General features: G+C 40.1%; 16 protein-coding genes. 12 read left to right on the forward strand and 4 right to left on the reverse strand.

All coding sequences use genetic code 11. The annotated features are described in order from the left end of the window. The first annotated feature begins 36 nt into the window (after positions 1-36). The 9 genes from acpP (at position 37) to AN392_RS03125 (ending at position 8181) form a co-directional block, all read left to right on the forward strand. Positions 37-273 carry an acyl carrier protein gene (gene acpP / locus AN392_RS03085; protein WP_008109873.1) on the forward strand — a complete coding sequence of 79 codons (237 nt, stop codon included), beginning with the start codon at positions 37-39 and terminating at the stop codon, positions 271-273. A gap of 269 nt (positions 274-542) precedes the next feature. Next, positions 543-1781, forward strand: a complete 1239-nt coding sequence (fabF, locus tag AN392_RS03090) for a beta-ketoacyl-ACP synthase II (RefSeq protein WP_054200708.1) — start codon at positions 543-545, stop codon at positions 1779-1781. Positions 1782-1849: 68 nt separating this feature from the next. Further along, positions 1850-2647 carry an aminodeoxychorismate lyase gene (gene pabC, locus AN392_RS03095; protein WP_055011792.1) on the forward strand — a complete coding sequence of 266 codons (798 nt, stop codon included), beginning with the start codon at positions 1850-1852 and terminating at the stop codon, positions 2645-2647. Beyond that, a complete protein-coding gene (mltG, locus tag AN392_RS03100; RefSeq protein ID WP_055011793.1) occupies positions 2647-3633 on the forward strand; it encodes an endolytic transglycosylase MltG in 987 nt (328 codons plus the stop codon). Before pabC ends, mltG begins: the two co-directional genes overlap by 1 nt. A 5-nt stretch (positions 3634-3638) precedes the next feature. After that, positions 3639-4265, forward strand: coding sequence for a dTMP kinase (tmk, locus tag AN392_RS03105; protein WP_010389641.1), 627 nt, complete (start codon positions 3639-3641; stop codon positions 4263-4265). A gap of 1 nt (position 4266) precedes the next feature. Further along, on the forward strand, positions 4267-5181 hold the full coding sequence (locus AN392_RS03110) for a DNA polymerase III subunit (RefSeq protein WP_055011794.1): 915 nt from the start codon (positions 4267-4269) through the stop codon (positions 5179-5181). A gap of 12 nt (positions 5182-5193) precedes the next feature. Continuing rightward, positions 5194-5520 carry a PilZ domain-containing protein gene (locus tag AN392_RS03115; RefSeq protein ID WP_010389644.1) on the forward strand — a complete coding sequence of 109 codons (327 nt, stop codon included), beginning with the start codon at positions 5194-5196 and terminating at the stop codon, positions 5518-5520. Positions 5521-5537: 17 nt separating this feature from the next. Beyond that, on the forward strand, positions 5538-6317 hold the full coding sequence (locus AN392_RS03120) for a TatD family hydrolase (protein WP_024601403.1): 780 nt from the start codon (positions 5538-5540) through the stop codon (positions 6315-6317). A gap of 4 nt (positions 6318-6321) precedes the next feature. Continuing rightward, complete coding sequence (locus tag AN392_RS03125) at positions 6322-8181, forward strand: alkaline phosphatase D family protein (protein WP_055011795.1); 1860 nt, start codon at positions 6322-6324, stop codon at positions 8179-8181. Between the two features lie 139 nt (positions 8182-8320). Here AN392_RS03125 and AN392_RS03130 read toward each other — a convergent pair whose 3' ends face one another. The 4 genes from AN392_RS03130 to AN392_RS03145 all read right to left on the reverse strand — a co-directional run bounded on the left by AN392_RS03130 (position 8321) and on the right by AN392_RS03145 (position 12957). Then, positions 8321-9637 carry an O-antigen ligase gene (locus AN392_RS03130; RefSeq protein ID WP_171043240.1) on the reverse strand — a complete coding sequence of 439 codons (1317 nt, stop codon included), beginning with the start codon at positions 9635-9637 and terminating at the stop codon, positions 8321-8323. 64 nt (positions 9638-9701) lie between these two features. Beyond that, positions 9702-10247: a hypothetical protein gene (locus tag AN392_RS03135; protein WP_054200714.1), complete on the reverse strand. Its 546-nt coding sequence runs from the start codon at positions 10245-10247 to the stop codon at positions 9702-9704. A gap of 21 nt (positions 10248-10268) precedes the next feature. Beyond that, on the reverse strand, positions 10269-12275 hold the full coding sequence (locus tag AN392_RS03140; protein ID WP_055011797.1) for an EAL domain-containing protein: 2007 nt from the start codon (positions 12273-12275) through the stop codon (positions 10269-10271). Further along, positions 12259-12957: a transglutaminase-like cysteine peptidase gene (locus tag AN392_RS03145; protein ID WP_010389652.1), complete on the reverse strand. Its 699-nt coding sequence runs from the start codon at positions 12955-12957 to the stop codon at positions 12259-12261. Before AN392_RS03145 ends, AN392_RS03140 begins: the two co-directional genes overlap by 17 nt. A 258-nt stretch (positions 12958-13215) precedes the next feature. Between AN392_RS03145 and galU the strand changes: the two genes are divergently transcribed. From galU to wecC, 3 genes are read left to right on the forward strand one after another with little or no spacing between them, the layout of a single operon-like run. Continuing rightward, entirely contained in the window at positions 13216-14112 is an 897-nt protein-coding gene (gene galU / locus AN392_RS03150) for a UTP--glucose-1-phosphate uridylyltransferase GalU (RefSeq protein WP_055011798.1), read from the forward strand. 39 nt (positions 14113-14151) lie between these two features. Continuing rightward, the gene (gene wecB, locus AN392_RS03155; protein WP_055011799.1) at positions 14152-15285 is read left to right on the forward strand and encodes a non-hydrolyzing UDP-N-acetylglucosamine 2-epimerase; all 1134 of its coding nucleotides are present in this window, start codon (positions 14152-14154) and stop codon (positions 15283-15285) included. 33 nt (positions 15286-15318) lie between these two features. Then, a complete protein-coding gene (gene wecC, locus AN392_RS03160; RefSeq protein WP_055011800.1) occupies positions 15319-16569 on the forward strand; it encodes a UDP-N-acetyl-D-mannosamine dehydrogenase in 1251 nt (416 codons plus the stop codon). Positions 16570-16577: the final 8 nt, after the last annotated feature.

Consider the following 16577-nt stretch of genomic DNA (forward strand, 5'->3'; position numbering starts at 1 on the left):
AATAACGCATTGGCGTTTTTAATAAAGGAAAGAAGAATGAGCGATATCCAAGAACGCGTAAAGAAAATTATCATCGAACAGCTAGGTGTTAAAGAAGAAGAAGTTAAAAACGAAGCTTCATTCGTTGATGACCTAGGTGCAGACTCTCTTGATACTGTTGAATTAGTAATGGCTCTTGAAGAAGAGTTCGATACTGAGATCCCAGATGAAGAAGCTGAAAAGATCACTACAGTACAATCTGCAATCGATTACGTTACAGCTCACGCTGAGTAATTAATCGCAAATTAAGGGCAGCATTCGCTGCCTTTAATCTTTATATCCAAACCACCTCAAAGTCCATGATTCAATTCCAAACCCTCACTCATCATCAGCAATTAAATTGTTATTGCTTAGCGTTGGTTAATGGTTTGAGACTCGCACTTTGAGGTAGCTTGGGTATGATCATCCCCAATACTAATAACATAACTAGCAACAGCGTTAACGCTTAAATAAACTGAGCTAAGTTAATTGGTATAATAATAATTCCTTATTGGAGGCAAACCGTGGCTAAACGTCGTGTCGTCGTAACTGGCTTAGGAATGTTGACGCCGCTAGGCAATGATGTTCAATCAACCTGGCAAGGCTTATTAGATGCTAAAAGTGGTATTCAAAATATTACCCACTTTGATACATCAAAATTTGGTACTCACTTCGCTGGTTTAATCAATGATTTTGATGCATCGGCTTACATGTCACCAAAAGATGCTAAAAAAATGGATTTATTTATCCAGTATGGCATTGCAGCGGGTGTTCAAGCTTTTCAAGATTCTGGCCTCGAAGTTACTGAACAAAACGCATCACGCATTGGTGTAGCGGTGGGTTCAGGCATTGGTGGCTTAACCCTTATTGAAGAAAACCACGTAAAATTATTAAACAGCGGCCCACGTAAGTTATCGCCGTTTTATGTACCGTCTACCATTATTAATATGATCTCGGGTCATTTATCGATAATGCATGGCCTCCGTGGTCCTAATATTTCAATTGTAACGGCATGTACTACAGGCCTGCACAACATTGGTCACGCCGCACGTATGATTGCCTACGGCGATGCTGATGCTATGGTTGCCGGTGGTGCAGAAAAAGCGTGTACGCCAATTGGAATGGGTGGCTTTAACGCCGCACGTGCGCTTTCAACGCGTAATGACGATCCACAAGCAGCGTCTCGCCCGTGGGATAAAGACCGTGATGGTTTCGTACTTTCTGATGGTGCCGGTGTGGTGGTTGTTGAAGAATACGAACACGCTAAAGCCCGTGGCGCTAAAATTTATGCAGAGCTTGTTGGTTTTGGCATGAGTGGTGATGCCTACCACATGACCTCACCACCAGAAGATGGCGCAGGTGCAGCTCTGGCAATGGAAAACGCATTAAACGATGCGCAAGTAAATGCTGAGCAAGTTGGCTACATTAACGCACACGGTACGTCTACTCATGCGGGTGACAAAGCTGAAACGTCAGCGGTTAAAACTATTTTTGGTGATTCAGCTAAAGATGTAATGGTAAGTTCATCAAAATCTATGATGGGTCACTTACTTGGAGCGGCAGGCTCTGTTGAGTCGATAGTGTCTATTTTGTCGTTGACCGAGCAAAAAGTGACGCCAACAATTAACTTAGATAATCCTGATGAAGGCTGTGATTTAGATTACGTACCGCATACAGCACGTGATGCTAAACTTGATTACGCTTTGTGTAACTCATTTGGGTTTGGTGGTACTAATGGCTCGTTACTGTTTAAAAAGGTATAATCTTTTTTAACAACGAACGACAATAAGAACCCAGTTGTTTAACTGGGTTTTTTTATGTGTAAAAAAATATGCAAACAATAATAGCAGCAAACGAAACCAGTAGCATAAGCACCCATGATAGGGGCTTAAATTATGGCGATGGCTTTTTTACCACCGCAATTATTACTGATGGGCAGGTTGAGCATTGGGCTTATCACAAAGCACGTTTGATTGAATGTGCGCAGCGTTTAGCTTTTCCGGCGCTTGAGTTTACTGCTCTTGAATCGCACATTACTCAGCAAGTAGCATCACAGGCGCAAGCGGTTGTTAAAATCGTGGTAACACGCGGCGAGGGCGGGCGAGGCTATGCGCCACCAAGCGAATGTAATTTAAATATTTTTGTGAGTGTTTTACCTTATCCAAAACATTACAACAGCTTAACAGATACGGGCATTAGTTTATCTATTAGCCCGATTAAGCTGGCCGTTCAACCTCATTTAGCTGGGCTTAAAACTTTAAATAGGCTTGAACAAGTACTGATCAAAAATGCCCTGCAAGCTCAGCATACCGATGATGCGTTAGTCCTTGATTGCAACAACAATGTAATTGAAACCTCAGCGGCTAATATTTTTGCAATAAAAAATAATAAGGTATTTAGCCCAAGGCTCGATGAATGCGGTATTAAAGGTGTTTTTCTACAATCTTTATGTGATAAATTAGCCGTTGAATTTAAAACTGTCAGCGTTGATGACCTTACCCAAGCAGACGCCGTATTTTTATGTAACAGCTTAATGAAAATTGTGCCCGTAAAAAGCCTAGACGAGCACTATTTTGATATTGTGCACAGCCAATCATTACTAAACGAGTTACTAGCCAAGGAGGCTTAGTGTTAAAAGTTATATTATCAGTATTACTACTGGCTTTTTTTAGCTCTGTGATTGGCTACCAGCAATTACAAGCAACCATTCAAACGCCACTAAAGGTAGCTACTAATACCCAATTTAAAGTTGAAAAAGGCACCGGTTTTAATAAGTTATGTCGCCAATGGCAACAGCAGCAGTGGCTAGAGGATTGCTGGCGGTTTCAAATATTAGCTAAACTCGACCCGACCTTGACTGACCTAAAAGCAGGTTTGTACGAGCTAAGCGCAGATAGCGTAATAAACAACATAAAAAAAATAAACCAGGGCGAGCAAATTAGTTTTAGTTTTACCATTATTGAAGGTCAAGCACTCAGAGATGTATTAAATACGGTAAAAATTGCTCCACATTTACAAAACGATTTAAAACTCGAACAGCTTGGCGAGCAAATAATCGGCAAGCAAACTCACCTTGAAGGGTGGTTGTTTCCCGATACTTATCATTATCATAGTAACGACAGCGCGAGTAGTTTATTAAAACGCGCTGCGCAAAAAATGCAGCAAACATTGGCAGATGCATGGCAGCAACGGGCAAGTGATTTACCTTACAATACCGCCTATGAAGCCCTGATAATGGCTTCTATTATCGAAAAAGAAACCGCGCTTGCCAGTGAGCGCCCGTTAATTGCTTCAGCGTTTATAAATCGCTTAAATACCAATATGCGCTTACAAACCGACCCTACCGTAATATATGGGCTAGGCGAAAGCTTTGATGGCGATATCAAACGTAAAGACCTAAGAAATTACACGCCGTATAATACCTATCGTATTAACGGATTACCGCCCACACCGATTGCCATGCCCTCCAAAGAAGCCATTTTAGCGGCGGTAAACCCGCCCAAAAGCGAGTATGTTTACTTTGTAGCCAAAGGTGATGGTAGCCATCAGTTTTCAACCACATTAAAACAACATAATGCGGCGGTTAACCAGTATATTTTAAATAAAAAGAATTAGTGTTTATGAAACCAAAATTTATAGTTATAGAAGGCCTAGAGGGCGCGGGTAAATCTACCGCCATTGCCCTGTGCCAAGACTTTTTAAACCATCACCATGTTGATTTTATCAATGTGCGCGAACCCGGTGGAACCCCACTGGCTGAATCGTTACGTACTTTAGTAAAAGCTGAGCACCAAGAAGAAATAGCTTTTGAAACTGAGCTGCTAATTATGTATGCCGCGCGTTCACAACTAATGCATAATGTGATCAACCCAGCGCTTGAACAAGGCCAGTGGGTATTGGCTGATCGTCACGATTTATCGTCACAGGCGTATCAAGGCGGCGGGCGAGGAATTAGTGCAAACACGTTAGCGTCGCTATCGTCTATGGTGTTAAAAGGTTTAAAACCCGATTTAACCATTTACCTAGATATTGACCCTGTTATTGGCCTTGAACGTGCAAAAGGCCGGGGTGAGCTAGATAGAATTGAGCAAGAAGCCATTGAGTTTTTCCAGCGCACCCGTATGCGTTACATTGAGCTTGCAAATGATGATGACAGCATAAAAACAGTTGATGCCAACCAAAGCATCGATAAAGTACATCGTGATATTACCAATGTACTACGCACATTTTTTTCAGGGTTAAAATAATATGGCATTGCCGTGGCTTAATGAGGTAGAGCAACGCTTAACTCAAAGCTATAAAGCGCAGCGTTTTCACCATGCGCAGCTGTTGTGTGGGCCCATTGGCGTTGGTAAGTTTGAACTAAGTGAGCAGCTCGCAAACAGTTTGTTATGCCAAAATACGCAAGCACAGTTAAGTAGCCCCACTAGCGTACTAAGCCCTTGTGGGCACTGTAAAAGTTGTTCATTAAACTTAGCGGGTACACACCCAGACAAGCGCATTACCCAAGTAGAAGGGCAAAGCATAGGTGTTGATGATATTCGCGGCATAAGCGATTTTATGCACCAGTCCGCGGCTCAAAATGGCAATAAAGTAGCGATTATTCAAAACTGCGAAAAAATGACCACCGCAGCGGCTAATGCGTTATTAAAAACCCTTGAAGAACCAAGTAATAGCCGGTTTTTAATTTTGACTACCAGCCAAGTGGCGCAGTTACCAGCGACTATTTTAAGCCGTTGTGCTAAAACCGAGGTTAAAGTAACTAATAATCAATTAGCTCAACAATGGCTTAGCTCTCTAGATGTGCCTAATTATCCGTGGTTGTCGTTATTTTATAGCCAACCACTACAAGTAAAGCAGTGGCAACAGCAAAATCAGCTAGAAAATATTGATACGCTTTATAAATTTGCAACTGAGTTTAAACAAAGCCATAATTTCAATGCGTTAGTCGATATAATAAATAAACAGCCTGAGCTTGTTCGTATTTTCACTTTATTTTTGAGTGAGCAGCTTAAACAACAGCTTTTAAATGGTATGAGTTTTGACTCTTACCAAGTAGCTCAGCAAGCGCTGAATGATTTTTTACAGAATAATATACAAATACTTGGGCTAAATTTACCGCTTGCGGTATCACGACTAGCGTACATATTACGTAACCAATAAAAAGGACTAGATATGCAAGAGCTATTAGTAGATATAGACGACCTTGACGAACTATATCGCTGTTACATGCCTTTTTTAAAAAAAGGTGGCTTATTTGTACGCACTAATATGCGTTATGAACCAGGATATTCACTTGCCTTACGCGTTACCTTGCCAGATGCGCTAGAAGATGACGTGGTTACCGGAAAGGTTACGTGGGTCACTCCACAAGGCGCTCAGAGCTCAAATCCACCGGGGATCGGCATTAGCTTTCTAGATGACAAAACCAATCTAAACGCGAAGATCGAAAAACTGCTGGGGACTATGTTAAACTCCGGCAATCCAACTTATACCATGTAGTAAAAACAGGCCTTATTTTGATTGTAGATTCTCATTGCCATTTAGACCGTCTTGATTTTGATAAACTCGATTTAAACCTAGACCAAGTACTTGATAACGCTCGCGCTAAAAAAGTAGAACATTTTTTATGTGTCAGCGTCACACTTGATCAGTTTCCCAATATGCTAGAGCAAATAAAACATTACAACGACGTGTCTGCGTCATGTGGCGTGCACCCGCTTGATCAAAAAGACGCACTCAACAAACAGCAATTAATTGATTTAGCCTCACACGACAAAGTAGTGGCGATTGGCGAAACTGGGCTCGATTATTACTACGCAAAAGACACGCATGCAGTGCAACAAGCGAGTTTTGTTGGCCATATTGAGGTAGCTAATGAATTACAAAAGCCACTTATTATTCATACCCGTGATGCCCGTGCCGATACCATTAATTTAATGCGTGAGCACAAAGCAGAAAATTGCGGTGGAGTATTGCACTGTTTCACTGAAGATTGGGATATGGCCAAAAAAGCCATTGATATGGGCTTTTATATTTCTATTTCAGGCATTGTGACTTTTAAAAATGCGGTAGAGCTTAAAGAAGTAGTAAAACAAATTCCACTCGATCGACTGCTTATTGAAACCGACTCGCCTTACTTAGCGCCAGTACCATATCGTGGTAAAACTAATCAGCCAGCGTATGTTGAAGACGTTGCATATTACATTAGTGAGCTCAAAGGCATTAGCTTTAACGAGTTGGCAAAAGCCACCACTGATAACTTTTACTCTTTATTTAAATTAGCAGCTAAAGGCTAACCTCATGACGACTCTCTCGGTGCAACACCCACTGTTACTTATGGGGCCCATGGTGCGCCGAGCAGAAAAAACCGCAGTGTGTATTCAGTTTGCTACTTCAAAGCCAGTAAATTGCCGTGTAGAGCTAATTAGCCACGAATGTTATAGCGAGCAAGACACCATAAGGTTAGGGGAGCATTTATTTTTACAGTATGTGGTAATTAAACCTATAAACAGCCAGCTCCCGCGCGATACCTTATTATCATACCAACTATTTTTTGATGACAGCCCTGTTGATTTATCTTCGTTTAGCTTTAACAATCAGCCATTACCTGAATTTGTGATCCCCAAAAAACTGACACAAATATTACATGGCTCTTGTCGCAATGCGCATCATCCTGCAAAAGACAGCTTAGTAAGTTCAAGCCATTGGCAAGCCGTTCAGCGAAGTAATGAACAGCAGGGGGCACAATTATTATTGCTTTCGGGCGATCAGGTATACGCCGACGATGTAGCAGGGCCTATGTTATTAGCAATACATCAGCTGATTAAACACTTAGGTATTTATAAAGAACAGCCACTTAATTTAGATTTACCCGCTGACATTGCAGAACAGTTGTATGGTCGCCATTACTTGCTGCCAACTACCTCATGGAAAAACCGCTCAAAACTAGGTATTGGCTATTGGTTAAAAAAGGACGAACCGCATTTTTCCAGTGTTAAAGCTTATAACCACCTAATTCATTTTGAAGAGTTTGTAGCGCTGTATTTACTCAATTTTAGTAGCCAAGCATGGCAATACATTGATCTAAATAACTTAAGTTACTCAGGTGGTAACGAAAAAAATCAAACGCTATTTAATGCAGAAAAAGCCGCATTAATTGACTATGCACAAGGTTTAGCAGAGGTAGAGCGATTGTTTGCCAATGTATCTACCTTAATGATGTTTGATGACCATGATGTAACCGATGATTGGAATCTAACCGCAGGCTGGGAGCAAGCTATTAATCAAAACCCCAGTAGCAAGCGTATTGTAAATAATGGCTTAGCGAGCTATTGGTTGTTTCAGGGTATGGGCAACGACGCACTACAAAAAACCGGATCGTTACTGAGCCCTTTTAACGACTGCTTAGCTGGCGACAAGCAATGGCAATTTAAAGCGTTTGATAAACACCTTAACGACTTTAGCCATTGGCATTATGAGTTAATGACCATTCCTAAAGTGGTGGTGCTCGATACCCGTACGCATCGTTGGCGTAACGAGCAAAACTTTAACGAACCTTCAGGTTTACTTGATTGGGAACGCCTCACAGAGCTTGAAGAAAGCCTATTAAGCCATGACCAAGTAATTATTGTATCGCCTGCTCCCGTGTTTGGGGTTAAATCGATAGAGGCAATTCAAGCGGTGTTTAATATGTGTGGGCAACCACTTATGGTTGATGTAGAAAACTGGATGGCGCACGAAGGCTCAGCCAAAAAGTTACTTAACACCTTTAGGCGTACCGACACCCCAAACGAAACGCTGATTTTATCCGGCGATGTACATTATTCATTTTGTTTTTCGGTGCAAAAACGTTTTGGTGATCACCCCAACAGAATTTGGCAACTGACTGCAAGTGGCATTAAAAATGAGTTTCCGCGAAAGCTAATAAATGTACTCGACAAGCTCGACTCTATTTTATACGGCCCCAAAAGCCCACTAAACTTTTTTACCAAACGCTGGCATATGGAAGTAGACAAACACCAAACTAAAGGCAAAGGGCAAAAGTATCTAGTAAGCGATTCAGCGATTAGTTTAGTCACGCTTGAAGCGGGTAATTTAGCAAGGTACCAGTTAATCCACGGCGACGGCCATACCACCGAATTTGATTTAGAAGAGCAGTGATTTAAATACAGGAATTAGGTTTTAGGTTGATATTATTGCCGACTTGTAGCTGCGACTTCATGTCGCGTTATTTTTTAATGTCGCGAGCGACGGGCGACGGGCGACGAGCTTAGGCCCGTAACCCGACCCCCGCAGCCCGTTAACTTCGTCGTTTTTTAATCCGTTTTGGTGCCGGTAACTTGTTGGTCAATATAGCCAAACATAACACCACTATAAACAGCATTGAGTTTGCGCCGGCTTGTAAAGAGTAATCAACTGACGAATGTAGCATCATGGCTACAATAGCTGTAGCGCAACCAAACGCCACCCCCTGATAAAGCGCTGTTTTACGCGTTCGCATAGTATTAATACACAACCACAAACTATAAAGCACCAGCAGTCCTAATAACGCTGTGGCAGGAATGCCTAGCTCAACTGCAAATTGCACATAATCGTTATGCGCATTGTCGTAATAACCAGAGTAGGGCTCAGATTGATACGCAGGAAACGCAGTATAAAAAGTACCGCCACCAGAGCCTAATAGCGGGTTATCTAAAATCAGCGGAATTGAGTCACGTACAACTTCATCACGTGTTTCCGATTGCAAACTAGTCTCGCTAATACGTTGTTTTACTTTTTCTACATCGAAAATGGCACCAATAATGATTAGGTCGATAATAAAAAAGCTCACAATCAGCAATTTAAATGCTTTAGGCTTTTGCTTATAAATAAATAGCGCCAGTAAGCTTACTATTATTAAAGCGATAAAAAAGGCCGAGTTACCCATACGGCTGCGAGTTAAAATAAGCGCCACAATAATAATAATTAACGAAATTCGTAAAATTATTTTAGAACTCAATAATATTTCGGCCCAAGCGCGTAGTGTTTGTTTTACAGTGGGCTGATAACCACTGTTAGAGCGTTTTAGTTCACTGATTAAAACACCAATGCCTAAACATAAACATAAAGCTAAGTAATTAGCTAAAAAGTTAGAATAGGTAAAAGTACCAATTGCACGATCTGTATGTTTGTAACCAAATAAAGGACTTACTATATCGGGCGATAAGTTTAAATAACTAGCATACAAAGCTTGAAATACCCCTGCACAAATTACAGCATAAATTAATTTTTTAATTCGCTCGACACTATTGCAGTAGTTAAATACGAGCCAGCTCAACATGAGTAAAAAGCTGGTTTTTAATAACATTTGTTTGGTTTGAAATGCATCAACGCTTACGCTAAATAGTTGTATACCACAAACTAAAACAACTGCACTTAGAGTAAAAAATAGTGGCCAAGAATAGCGGGGTGGAAACAGCGCTTGGTTGTTATTTAACACACTGTGGGTAAGGTGAGTAATAAAGGTAAAGCTAGTTAAAATGCCAATAGCTAAAATTGCCCAAGGTCGGTAGCTACCTAAAGGAAGAGGGAGTAAAAATAGGATCAAACAAATAAAAAAGAATATAAAACGATTCAAAATAAACTCAAACAAAGTAAAAACGCAGCCAGTAGGCTGCGTTTAAATATACTAAAAGTAGAAACTAGTTACCGACTTCAGATATACCGTTATCACCGCCTGTACCACCAGAACCTGGAGGTGTAGGTAATGTTGGTAAGCTTACTACTGGTGGAGCTGGCTGACCAGTACCCGGACCTGCAGCAGTTGCTTCAGAAGCGGTCGTAGCATCAACACCCGCAGTAATTGCTGCCAGTGTAATTGCATCAGAGTCTAAGCCTGCAGCTGTAAGTGCAGCTAAAAAGTCAGAAATTAAAGGGTTATCTGCACCAAAGTTAGCAACAACAGCGGCAACCATTGCATCAATATCTGCAGCGCCACATGCGCCATTAAGCAGCTTTTCGTCTAACTTAACTTCTTCTTTGTTTTTACAAATGCGTTTGATAGCTTCTACTAAATCTTCGCGTAATTGTTCAGGTGAAGTATCTGCTGTTACATTATTAAGAATATCAATTATGCTATTTATGCCCACTTCTTGAACCACTGCAGCATTATCCGTTTGTGCATAGGTTGGAAGAGCAGTAAGTGCTGTTGCGCTAGCGACTAAGCCAGCTAAAAGTAATTTTTTCATTTCTCGTCCCTTGGTTGAGTACTAATTGCAAAATTTTAGCGCATCGGTGCAAAAAGTAAACTCTTTATTTACGCCATTTTCATTAGATTTGATAATTTTTGATGGTGGCAGTATTAAATTACCTTGTACACCATCACATCCTAGGTCTTCAAGTATTTCTAAAGTCTCGTTTTTTTCAATTAAACAGGCTAAAACTTTAATCCCAAAACCATGACAAATATTGTTAACTGTTTGAATATAAAATTGGCTTTGTGGGTTAGTTACTAAGTCTTGAATGTAGCTACCATCTATTTTTACATATTCAATATCAAGACCTTGTAAATATCTAAACGATGTTAAGCTGGTACCAAAGTGCTCAATACATACATTAATACCCAACTCTTTAATTGCATCTATATGTAACGATGCAACATGCACATTATACAATAAGCTTATTTCATGCAGTTCAAACAGTAAGTTAGTTTTTATAACCGGCTTAGTATGCGAGTAAAGAGTAAGCCATTCTATAAAGTCAGTTGAATATAAAGATGCCTTACTAAGATTTAGTGCAAATACTTCATTTGGGTATTGCTCTTTAATATCAACAAAATTGCGTATAATTTTTTTATCGAGTTCTTCGGTTAAATTTAACTTTTCGGCCATGGCAAATAAGTGGCCGTTATTTACTTTTTCGCCATCATGGATAAAGTGAGAAAACACTTCAAAGTAACATTGAGAATTAACTTTATTAGCTTGTTTTACGGGCTGTACCGAAAAGCTCACTTCACCAGCATTGATAATCGACTTAATCAGCTTACGCCATTGGTTGACGCTAAATAGTGACTCTTTATCGTTATTATCAATTGTAGTGTCTTCGCCTATGGTACAACCGGTGTCAAGCAACGACAGTACTTCACCAACACTTACACCTTGTTCAACTGCAACTATAGCTAAATTTGCATAGCCATTTATGTGTAGGCTGTTTTCTTTTTTACTTAATGTATCACTTAACTCCAAACGAGCTTTATTTAAAAATAAAACGTCATAAGGGGCAAGTAACACAAACGTGCCGCCATTCAATCTAAATACCGTTGAATTTGGTAATTCTTCTGTGACATGTTTCAGTATTTTAGCTGCATCTAATACATGCTGGTCACCATCTTGGTAACTTACTATTTGGTTTATATTATTTAATGAGGGCAGGGTAAGCATCAACGCAGTAATTGGCGCATCGTCTGAAATGTTATTTACAACAGAATTAAAGTGGTTTTCAAACGACTTACGGTTACCTAGCCCCGTTAACGAATCTATATATACTTCTTCGGTCAGTGCTTGAGTTTGCTTGGTCAATGAATCAAACGTACTTTGTAAGTTTATAACCATGTTATTGATGGCTTGTGTAACAGTACGAAGCTCCCTTGCTACCGGTATTTCTTTATTTAAGGTAAAGCGTTTGCGGGTTACTAAAGTGGCTTGATCTTCTACTGCTTTTAATGGCTTAAATACCGCACGTAATATTAAAAATGCTATAGCGAGTGATGCAGCCAATAGTAAAAACGAGCTATATAAGCTGCGAAGAGTGTGTTGCCACAAGGTTAAATACGATTGCCCAGTATGGCTAGTTACATCGAGTGTACCTGCCATCATCCAGCCATTATTTATTTCAGAATGCATAGTTGGCGCACTTAGTTCAACAGCACTAATAAACCAACTAGGAACTGATTCAACGCGTTTTGGATTTTGTAATTCAAAAACGATGTTGTTTTGCACGTCAGTAAATTTAATTTGGCTATAATAACCAGAGTCAAAAATAGCGGTTGCCATCGTCTCGGCAATCATTAGGCTGTCGTCTTCTAAATAAGGAGATATAGAAAGCCCTAAACTAGTAGCGGTGTCTTGCGCATGACTGGCCATTTGCGTTTGTAAGTAATTACGGGTTGTATCCACGTCGGTAATAACGCGTACACAAAATGAAATAATCGAAATTAAAATGATCAAGCCATAAACTTGGGTCTTTAAACTCAATCCATATTTAAAGATTCGAGACATAACTACTAGTTCCTTTGTTGTTACCATTAGCGGGCGCAAGCTCACCTTGTTCAATTCGTTCTAGCATAGTGTTCCAAGCAGAAACCCCACGGCTATTCTTAACCTTATTACCTAACCCTTTCGATTTGGCTAACCACAAGCCTTGGCCGTTAAAACTATATATAGGCTTTAAATCGCCACGATTACTAGCAGGCACTAGTTTAGTATTAAAGTTGTCGAGCACCAACGGTATTTGGTCAGGTTGTTCAAAGTATATTAATACCATGTGCGGTTGATTAACGGTACGTTGGCGTACATACATAAAGCGTATTTTTTCTTCTGGGATACCCAAAGCGATTAAAGTAAAGTATTTAGCAATAACATAATCTTCGCAGTCACCCATGCCTACACCTAAGCTTTCTAGCGGGGTGGCCCAGTAGTCTTTTTTTTGCCAAAGATCGTCATCGGTTTTGTACTTTATATGCTTATTAAAAAAGTCATTAACTAAATGAATTTTTTGCCATTCGCTTTTATTGGCAGAGTCATCTATAAAACTCAGCCACGTTTTTATTCGTTGGTGGCCTGCATCGCCGTAAAACTGTTTGGCACGGGTAATTATATCGCTATTACGCAAATGTAAAAGCATGTCTTGTGCACAAGCAAAAAAAGACACTAATATAATTATGCAAATTCCTACGCGCACAAATCCCATCCCTTAAAAGTTAACAGCACTATTATATTCCCATTGAAAGTAAATTGATAGATTACAAAAAAGGCAAAAATAATTAGTTAACAAAAAATTAACCTAAAACAATCAAAAAGGCTGCTTTTTATATTGAGCGATTATATGTGTTGTGTATAATAGCCGCCCATATGGTTAGTAGTGCTTAAAACTCGCTATTCGCAGCGACATTTATAAACAGCTACGTTATAACCAAAAGTAACTATAAAAGGAATTGAAGTGAAAGTATTAAAAGCAGTCTTGCCTGTTGCAGGCTTGGGTACCCGTATGTTACCAGCTACCAAAGCAACACCAAAGGAAATGCTTCCGCTAGTCGATAAGCCCCTCATTCAATATGTTGTAAACGAAGCCGTAAAAGCCGGTATTAAAGAAATTGTGCTGGTTACCCATGCCTCTAAAAACGCTATAGAAAATCATTTTGATACTAGCTTTGAACTAGAGGCCACTCTAGAGGCCCGCGTAAAACGCAGCTTGCTAGAAGAAGTTCGTTCAATAATCCCAAGAGATGTAAGCATTATATCGGTTCGTCAATCGGCGCCGTTAGGGTTAGGCCATGCAATACTTGAAACCCGGCCTATCATTGGCAATAACCCTTTTGCTATTTTATTGCCCGATGTAATTATCGATCAATATAAGTCGAACCTAAAGGTTGATAATCTTGCGCAAATGATCGACCGATTTGAGCGCACCCAGCATAACCAAATCATGGTTGAGCCCGTCCCACATGAAGAAGTACACAACTATGGTGTGGTTGATTTAGCAGGTAAAAAAATCCAGCCTGGTGAAAATGCAGCCATTACCAACATGGTTGAAAAACCAAATAATGACGAAGCGCCAAGCAATTTAGCAATAACAGGGCGTTATGTTGTATCGCCTGCTATTTGGGACTTGCTCGAATATACCCCTCCCGGTGCTGGCGGCGAAATACAATTAACAGATGCATTACTACAGTTACGTCATCTTGAAACAATTGAAGCGTACCATTTAAAAGGTAAGTCGCATGACTGCGGCTCAAAACTAGGCTACATGCTCGCAAACGTAGAGTATGCAATGCAATCAAGCCTACTGGGTGAAGAATTTACCAAGCGCGTTAAGCAATTAATGGCAAATGCATAAAGTTTTGCAAAATCGGTTAGTAAAAAATTAAGGGAAATCATGGCTATTAAAGTATTAAGTATTTTTGGTACGCGACCTGAAGCAATAAAAATGGCGCCGCTAGTGAAAGGGCTAAATGAAGCAGAAGGTATTGATGCAAAAGTATGTGTTACTGCCCAGCATCGTGAAATGCTTGACCAAGTTTTAGACCTTTTTGAAATTGTACCAGAGTACGATTTGAACATTATGAAACCGGGTCAAAGCTTATATGATGTAACAACAAATATTTTGTTAGGTCTAAAGCCTATTCTTGAAGAGTTTAAACCAGATTTAGTGCTTGTTCATGGCGATACCAGCACTACTTTATCTGCAAGTTTAGCGGCGTTTTATCAGCAAATTCCAGTGGGGCACGTAGAAGCAGGTTTACGCACAGGCAACTTAAGTTCACCATGGCCAGAAGAGGGTAACCGCAAGCTTACTGGTGCTATTACAAAGCTGCATTTTGCACCAACGCAAACATCGCAGCAAAACTTACTCAATGAAGCGGTAAGTGCTGACGATATCGTAATTACTGGTAACACCGTTATTGACGCATTATTACAAGTGGTTGATAAAGTAAAAACCGACAGCGCTTTAATTTCAACTCTAAAAGCTAAATTTCCAGAACTCGATGAAACTAAAAAGCTTATTTTAGTTACAGGGCACCGCCGTGAGAGCTTTGGTGGCGGTTTTGAGCGAATTTGTGAGGCATTGGTAGAAATTGCAACTGCGCACCCAGATACACAAATTTTATACCCAATGCATTTAAATCCTAATGTACGCGAACCAGTAAATCGCATATTAAAAAATGTTGATAATGTGCATTTAATCGAGCCGCAAGACTACCTACCATTTGTGTACTTAATGAATCAAGCTCACATAATCGTAACCGACTCAGGTGGTGTTCAAGAAGAAGCGCCAAGCCTAGGTAAACCAGTACTTGTTATGCGTGACACCACAGAACGCCCAGAAGCGGTAGAAGCAGGTACAGTTAAACTAGTAGGCACAGATAAAGCTCGCATAGTGAATGAAGTTAATAACTTACTCACTAACGCTGAAGAATATCAGTCAATGAGCCGTGCACATAACCCTTATGGTGATGGTAAAGCGTGTGAACGTATTGTGGCTAAAATTAAGCAACATTTTAAAGATTAAAATAAAGTTTAAAACTTTTTCAAGGATTTAGTAATGACAATTAAAACAGTTTCAGTTGTTGGTTTAGGCTACATAGGTTTACCAACTGCGGCGGTTATTGCATCGCGCGGTATGAAAGTAATTGGTTTAGACGTAAGCGAAAAAGCAGTTAATACCATTAATGCCGGTGAAATACACATAGTAGAGCCTGATCTCGACATAATAGTTCGTGGCGTAGTATCTACTGGTAACTTAAGAGCGACTACAACGCCAGAAAAAGCCGATGCGTTTATGGTAGCTGTACCTACACCATTTATTCACAGCGAAAGTGGTAACCACAGTGCAGACTTAAGCTATATTGAATCGGCTGCAAAAATGATTGCCCCAGTGCTTGAAAAAGGTAACTTAGTTATTTTAGAAAGCACCTCACCTGTAGGTGCAACGGAGCAACTAGCCGCTTGGTTAAGTGAAGCGCGCCCTGATTTAACGTTCCCACAAGATAAAGGTGATGCCGCCGACATCAATGTTGCTCATTGCCCTGAACGTGTATTACCTGGCTATGTATTACAAGAGTTAGTGTCAAACGACCGTGTAATAGGTGGTATGAGCAAAGCATGTAGCGAAAAAGCCGTTAAGTTATACGAAACTTTCGTGCGCGGCGAGTGTATTATTACCAATGCTCGTACTGCTGAAATGGCTAAGTTAACCGAAAACTCATTTCGCGATGTAAACATTGCCTTTGCCAATGAATTGTCAATCATTTGTGACAAATTAAAAATTAATGTGTGGGAACTTATTAAGCTTGCTAATCGTCACCCGCGTGTAAATATTTTAAACCCAGGCCCAGGTGTTGGCGGCCACTGTATTGCGGTTGATCCTTGGTTTATTGTTGCAAGTTGCCCAGACGAAGCAAAAATAATTAAACAAGCACGCTTAACTAACGACGCAAAACCATTTTACGTAATTGAAAAAGTAGCAAAAGCTGCTGATGAATTTAAACGTCCAGTTATTGCGTGTTTAGGCCTTTCATTTAAAGCCGATATTGACGATCTTCGTGAGAGCCCGGCATTAAATATTGTTGAAGAATTAGCAGCAAAAAATATTGGTGAAATACTTGCTGTAGAGCCAAATATTTCAGAGCTACCGGCCAACCTAGCAGATAAAAATGTCAGCTTAGTGTCGTTAGAAAGCGCACTAGAGCAAGCAAATGTCGTTGTAGTATTAGTTGATCATAAACAATTTAAAGCTGCAGATAAAACAGAGTTTGCATCAAAAGTTGTTATTGATACTCGCGGTATTTTGTAAGGCTAACA

Source organism: Pseudoalteromonas sp. P1-16-1b, assembly GCF_001401785.1.
Taxonomy (GTDB): domain Bacteria; phylum Pseudomonadota; class Gammaproteobacteria; order Enterobacterales; family Alteromonadaceae; genus Pseudoalteromonas; species Pseudoalteromonas undina.